Consider the following 6,495-nt stretch of genomic DNA (forward strand, 5'->3'; position numbering starts at 1 on the left):
CGGTCACGCACTCCGCCCCCGTTGCCCCTGTTTTCTGTACTCACAGGGACAGCCCCTAGACTTCCGGACAGTTTCCCCGCCGGAGCCCGACGACTCCGGAACCCGCACGAAAGGTCCCCATGCTCCGCAGTATTCTCCGTTGGCCGAAGAAGGCGTGGCTGTGGTTGACGAGGATGCGTACCGCCCTGGTACTGCTGTTACTCCTGGCCGTCGGCGCGATCCCGGGGGCGCTTCTGCCGCAGCGGTCCCTGAACTCGGCGAACGTGGACAACTACCTCGCCGCCAACGGGAAGATCGCGGAGATCTACGACAGGCTGGGCCTGTTCAACGTTTTCAGCTCCACGTGGTTCGCCGCGATCTACGTCCTGTTGTTCGTTTCGCTGATCGGCTGCATCCTGCCCCGCTCCATCGACCACTGGAAGGCCCTGCGTAAGCTCCCGCCGGCCGCGCCGAAGCGGCTGGACCGGATGCCGAACCACGTCACGGGTACGGTCGACGCCCCCGCCGCGCAGGTGCAGGAAGAGATCTCCGCCAGGTTCCGCCGGTGGACCGGTGGGGCGACGGAGGCGTCCGAGGACCGGGCGGGGAAGTGGTCGTATTCCGCGGAGAAGGGCTACCTCCGCGAGTTCTCGAACCTGGTCTTCCACCTGTCACTGGTCGGCATCCTGGTGTCCGTCCTCGTCGGTCGGATGGTCTACTACGAGGGTCAGGTCATCGTCGTCGCGGGTACGGAGAACTCCCAGTTCTGCAACACCGCTGTCGCGAACTTCGACTCGTTGCGCTACGGTCCGACCTTCGACGGCACCACGTTGACGCCTTTCTGTGTCAACGTCAAGGACTTCCATGCCGACTACCTTCCCTCCGGCCAGGCCGTCGACTTCAGTTCGGGCGTCGACTACGCCGCCGGGGATGACGCCCTCAGACCCACCGACGAGTGGGATCACACCACCCTGAAGGTGAACCACCCGTTGACGATCAACGGTGACCGCGTCTACCTGCAGGGCCACGGCTATGCCCCGACGTTCACCGTCACCTGGCCGAACGGCGAGAAGCGCACCGAGACGATCCAGTTCCGCCCGGATGACCTCACCTATTTCCTCTCCTCAGGTGCACTGAAGATGGATCCGCCGGCCGGAATGTACCCGGACCTGCAGGAACGCCGGCAGAATCAACTGGCGATCCAGGGTCTGTTCGCCCCGACGGCCGAGTTCACCGGTGAGAACAACGCGCTGCTGTCCTCGCGCTTCCCGGCGATGGAGGACCCGGCGGTCGCCATCGACATCTACCGTGGCGACACGGGTCTGGACTCGGGTACCGGCCAGGACATCTTCACCCTGTCCCAGACGCAGCTGCACAACGGGTCACTGCAGAAGCTCGACCGGGTGAACCTGCGTCAGGGTGAGGACGTGACCCTCGACGACGGTACGAAGATCTCCTTCGACGGCGCCAGGGAGTTCGTGAATCTGCAGATCAGCCGCGACCGTACCGAGATTTTCGTGCTCTGTTTCGCACTGCTCATGCTGATCAGCCTGGTCGGTTCGCTGACGATCAAGCGTCGTCGGTTCTGGGTGCGTGTCACCGACCTCGGCGACGGCGGCAGCCGCCTGGAGATCGCCGGCCTGGCCCGCACCGACTCCGCAGGCTGGGGACGCGAGTTCAACCGCATCTCGGAGCAGCTGCTCCACCTTGACGCCGAGGAACTCGATGAGGCGTTCGACCAGACCGACGCGGAATGGGACGACTGGGAGGACGAGCTCGACCGTGAGCTGGCCCGGGAGCGCCGCGAGGGGGAGATCAGCGGAGGTGCGGGCGCCACCGGATACACCGACACCGGCAGCGACCCGGGTGCCCGCGGTGACACCGAGGACGACAAGTGACGACGTGTTGGTGAGCGGCGCACCGCGACGGTAGCGTTGTCCACTGATATCCAACCTGAACCGGAGGAACCGACGGATGTACGGAAACCAGGGGCTGGCCGAGTTCTCCGACCTGGCCTTCAAGACCGCGGTGGTGCTGTACCTGATCAGCCTCGCCGTTTCACTCGTGTACTACGGCATGCTGCGCTCGGCGACGGACGCGCGGCGGGAGCGCACCCGGATCCTCGGTGACGCGAAGAAGACCGGTGCGAAGGCGAAGGTGGCCGTCGGCGCTGTCGGCGTCGACGGTGCCGACGGTGCCGATGTCGGCGACGGTTTCGCGGACGAGAGGAACGATGTCTCCGGCATCGCCTCCGGGTCGATGGCAGAGGACGACCTCCCGCCGAGCTTCCAGGTGGACGCCATCAAGGCGAAGTTCCGCCGTGCCGACAAGTGGGGCGGGATGACCCAGACGCTGATCTGGCTCACCGTCGCCGTACACCTGCTTTTCCTCGTCACCCGTGGTCTCGCCGCCGAGCGGTTCCCGTGGGGCAACCTCTTCGAGTACGTCACCGTGGTCACGGGGGTGGCCATGGTCATCGCGAACGTGGTGCTTCGACGCAAGGCGATGCGGGTGCTGTGGCCCTGGCTGCTGACCCCGATCATCGTGCTGCTGTTCTACGCCGGCAACGAGCTCTACGCCGATATCGCGCCGGTCGTCCCCTCGTTGAAGTCCAACTGGTACTGGATCCACGTCACCACCGTCTCCGTCGGTGGCGGCATCGGCCTGGTGTCGGGCATGGCGTCCCTGTTGTACGTGTTGCGGCGTGCGCAGCCGAAGGGTCGGGAGCACGGTTGGCTCGGCAAGATCGTCACCCCGCTGCCGGACGCCTCCAAGCTGGACGCCCTGGCCTACCGCTCTGCGATCTGGACCCTGCCGATCTTCGGGCTGGGTGTCGTCTTCGGCGCGATCTGGGCGCACGCGGCCTGGGGCCGTTTCTGGGGCTGGGACCCCAAGGAGACTGTCTCCCTGATCACCTGGATCCTCTACGCGGCGTACCTGCACGCCCGCGCGACCCCGGGCATGCGTGGCCTACCGGCCGCGTGGATCAACGTCTTCGCTTTCGCGACGATGGTCTTCAACCTCTTCTTCATCAACATCGTCGTCTCGGGTCTGCACTCCTACGCCGGACTGAACTGATGTCGACCGTTCTCGACCGGCCCCGCACGCCCACCCGTCTGCTGGTGACCGGCGGGGCCGGTTTCATCGGTTCCAACTTCGTCCACCGCACCCTGCAGACCCGCCCTGAGGTGCGGATCACGGTGCTGGACGCCATGACCTACGCCGCGAACCCGGCGAACCTCGCCGGGCTGGACGGCGTCGAGGTGGTCGAGGGGTCGGTGACGGACGCCGACCTCGTCGACCGGTTGGTGGCGTCCGTGGGGGAGGGGGCCGCGTCGGCCGGTGGCGTCGGCGATTCCGCGGTCGTGCATTTCGCCGCTGAGAGCCACAACGACAACGCCCTGCGTGACCCGCTGCGGTTCGTGCGCACCAACACCGGCGGCACCGCGGTGCTCGCCGAGGCGTGCGTGCGTCACCGGGTCCACCTGCACCACATATCCACCGACGAGGTTTTCGGCGATCTGCCGTTGCGGGGGTCGGGGGAACCGGGTGCGGAGGACCGTTTCACCGTGGACACGCCGTATGCGCCGTCGTCGGTGTACTCGGCGTCGAAGGCGTCCGCGGACCACCTGGTGCGCGCCTTCGTGCGGAGCCACGGGCTGAGCGCGACGATCTCGAACTGCTCGAACAACTACGGTCCGCGTCAGCACCCGGAGAAGTTCCTGCCGCGTCAGATCACCGGGCTGCTCGACGGTGTGACGCCACGGCTCTACGGCACCGGTGAGAACGTGCGTGACTGGATCCACGTCGATGACCACAATGACGCGGTCTGGGCGATCCTGGAGCGTGGTGTGGTGGGGGAGACCTACCTCATCGGCGCCGACGGGGAGCGGTCGAACCTTGAGTGCGTCCATGCGCTCAACGGCCTGTTCGGGCGGGACGCGGACGACTTCGTGCACGTCACGGACCGGCCGGGGCACGATCTGCGCTACGCGATCGACCCGTCCTCGATGCGCGCGCTGGGCTGGGAGCCCCGTTACACCGATTTCGCCACCGGGTTGGCAGCGACGGTGGAGTGGTACCGGGACCACCGTGCGTGGTGGGAATCTTCCCGCCGGGACGCCGAGCTGATCTACCGTGCAGCGGAGGACGTTCTGGACCGCTAGCGGTGGGCGGACGGGAGCTGACGGGGAGGGGACGGTCGCGTAGGGTCGGGGGCCATGACGAGATTGAACCGGACCCTCACCCGCACCGTGCTCACCGTGCTCACCGCGTCCACGCTGGCGCTCGCGGGGACGGTGGTAGCCGCACTCACCGCGCCTGTGGCCGGTGCCGCCCCCGCGTCCACGCCCGACCAGTGGATCTACCCGGCGAACGGACACGTGTGGATCGACCCGGTCAGCGCCAGGGTCCTCTCCGCCGTGCCGGTCGCGGAGGCGGCCGCCGGCTCGAAGGAGGGACTGGTCACCCTCTCGGGCCCGTCGACGACCGTCGCCGTACTCAGTACGGTCCAGCATGTCATCGACGGTCCGGTGCGACAGGCGGCGGGGCTCGACGCCGGTGTGGACGTGAACTGGTGGATCACCCCTGACGGTGGTGTCCTCAACACCACCGAGGTGCGTTGAGCCGAGCACGGTTCTCCCCGTGGGGCTCACCGCGCCGGGTCCCTCGCCGGGTCCCGCACCGGCGTGACGCCGGGCGCCGCCACCGTCGCATCTCCGACGCGTCCGTACCGGCGTAGGAGAGGGGCGGTGTCGCGTCCGGCGGCTAAGCTCTGTGGGCATGAGTGAGTTCAGCGGTATCCCTGACGAACCCGGCATCGTCGATCTTCCCCTGACCGGCACCTGGGTGAACACCCCCCGCGTCTTTCCCGACGACCGCGGCACCTTCCTCGAATGGTTCCGGGCGGACGTCGTCGCCGACAAGCTCGGCTACCCCCTCGACCTCCCCCAGGCGAACCTGTCGACCTCCGCCGAGGGCGTCGTCCGCGGCATCCACTACGCCGACGTGCCGCCGGGGCAGGCGAAGTACGTCACCTGTGTGGCGGGTCGCGTCCTCGACGTCATCGTCGACCTGCGTCGCGGGTCCGCAACGTTCGGACGCCACCTCGTCGTCGAACTCTCCGCGGCGAACCGGCGAGGACTGTACCTGCCGGTGGGGATGGGCCACGGCTTCGTCGTCCCGCGGGGCTCCGGTTCCGCGACGGTGTGCTACCTCGTCTCCGAGACGTACAACCCGGATGCGGAGCACGGCGTCGACCCGCTGGACCCCGCCCTCGGCGTCGACTGGTCGGTCGCCGGGCTGGCGGTGGGGGACCTGATCCTGTCCGACAAGGACCGGGCTGCACCGGGGTACCGGGAGGTTGGGGCGTCCCTCCCCGGCTACTCCGAGTGCCGCGGCTGGGAGAAGGAGCTCCGCCACGACTGGGAGGCCGCCACCGCGGAGGCCGAGGGCTGGGAGGGGGAGTGATGCGAGGCATCATCCTCGCCGGCGGGACCGGCTCGCGACTCCGGCCGATCACCCTCGGTGTGTCGAAGCAGCTGGTACCGGTCTACGACAAGCCGATGGTCTACTACCCGCTGACCACCCTGATGCTCGCCGGTGTCCGCGAGATTCTCGTCATCACCACTCCGGAGGACAACGACCAGTTCCGGCGGCTCCTCGGGGACGGCTCGCAGTTCGGGGTGTCCATCGAGTACGCGGTGCAGGAGGCACCGAACGGACTGGCCGAGGCCTTCATCCTCGGCGCTGACTTCATCGGCTCCGAGCCGGTGGCTCTGGTCCTCGGCGACAACATCTTCTACGGTGCGGGCCTGGGTACGCAGCTGCGACGCTTCCACGAGGTCAGGGGAGGGGCGATTTTCGCCTACTGGGTGCGGGACCCGTCCGACTACGGGGTGGTGACCTTCGCCGCGGACGGCACGGCGACGTCGCTGGAGGAGAAGCCGGAGCAGCCGCACTCGAACTACGCGGTGCCGGGGCTGTACTTCTACGCCCCTGACGTGGTGGACATCGCCCGGTCGCTGCATCCCTCCGCCCGGGGGGAACTGGAGATCACCGACATCAACCGCGCCTACCTGGAGCGCGGTGACCTGCAGGTCGAGATCCTGCCGCGCGGCACTGCCTGGCTTGATACGGGCACGGTCGACAATCTCATGGCCGCCGGTGACTTCGTCCGCACCATCGAGCAGCGTCAGGGATTGAAGATCGGTTGTCCGGAGGAGGTGGCCTGGCGGATGGGCTTCATCGGGGACGCCGGGCTCGCCGCTGCCGCTGATGCGCACGGCAGGTCAGCTTATGCGGGGTATCTGCGGGAACTGTTGGAGCGAGGCAAGGACCGGTAGGGGGTGTCTTTCCGTTCACTTCGCCCCTGTCGGCCCCTGATCCATCCTTTTCGGGCACTCCGCAACCATCCTGGCTCCCCTCAGCCTGCCCGGGCTCCCCTCAACCTGTCTCAACCACCCGCCAGGCGTTCACCAAGTACACACCCTCACACGAGAGGTCGGTCCGACCATC

General features: G+C 67.6%; 6 protein-coding genes. All 6 read left to right on the forward strand.

Annotation, left to right across the window (positions count from 1 at the left end; all coding sequences use genetic code 11):
• Positions 1-119 precede the first annotated feature (119 nt).
• On the forward strand, positions 120-1,877 hold the full coding sequence (locus tag QZV72_RS14220) for a cytochrome c biogenesis protein ResB (protein ID WP_297009349.1): 1,758 nt from the start codon (positions 120-122) through the stop codon (positions 1,875-1,877).
• A gap of 76 nt (positions 1,878-1,953) precedes the next feature.
• On the forward strand, positions 1,954-3,057 hold the full coding sequence (ccsB, locus tag QZV72_RS14225) for a c-type cytochrome biogenesis protein CcsB (RefSeq protein WP_297009350.1): 1,104 nt from the start codon (positions 1,954-1,956) through the stop codon (positions 3,055-3,057).
• Positions 3,057-4,145 carry a dTDP-glucose 4,6-dehydratase gene (gene rfbB / locus QZV72_RS14230; RefSeq protein WP_297009351.1) on the forward strand — a complete coding sequence of 363 codons (1,089 nt, stop codon included), beginning with the start codon at positions 3,057-3,059 and terminating at the stop codon, positions 4,143-4,145. The genes ccsB and rfbB overlap by 1 nt, the downstream gene beginning before the upstream one ends.
• 54 nt (positions 4,146-4,199) lie before the next feature.
• Positions 4,200-4,604, forward strand: a complete 405-nt coding sequence (locus QZV72_RS14235; RefSeq protein ID WP_297009352.1) for a hypothetical protein — start codon at positions 4,200-4,202, stop codon at positions 4,602-4,604.
• Between the two features lie 157 nt (positions 4,605-4,761).
• Positions 4,762-5,448 carry a dTDP-4-dehydrorhamnose 3,5-epimerase family protein gene (locus QZV72_RS14240; RefSeq protein ID WP_297009353.1) on the forward strand — a complete coding sequence of 229 codons (687 nt, stop codon included), beginning with the start codon at positions 4,762-4,764 and terminating at the stop codon, positions 5,446-5,448.
• Positions 5,448-6,323 carry a glucose-1-phosphate thymidylyltransferase RfbA gene (gene rfbA / locus QZV72_RS14245; protein WP_297009354.1) on the forward strand — a complete coding sequence of 292 codons (876 nt, stop codon included), beginning with the start codon at positions 5,448-5,450 and terminating at the stop codon, positions 6,321-6,323. The genes QZV72_RS14240 and rfbA overlap by 1 nt, the downstream gene beginning before the upstream one ends.
• The last annotated feature ends 172 nt before the right edge of the window (positions 6,324-6,495 follow it).

The organism is uncultured Corynebacterium sp. (assembly GCF_902782855.1).
GTDB lineage: Bacteria > Actinomycetota > Actinomycetes > Mycobacteriales > Mycobacteriaceae > Corynebacterium.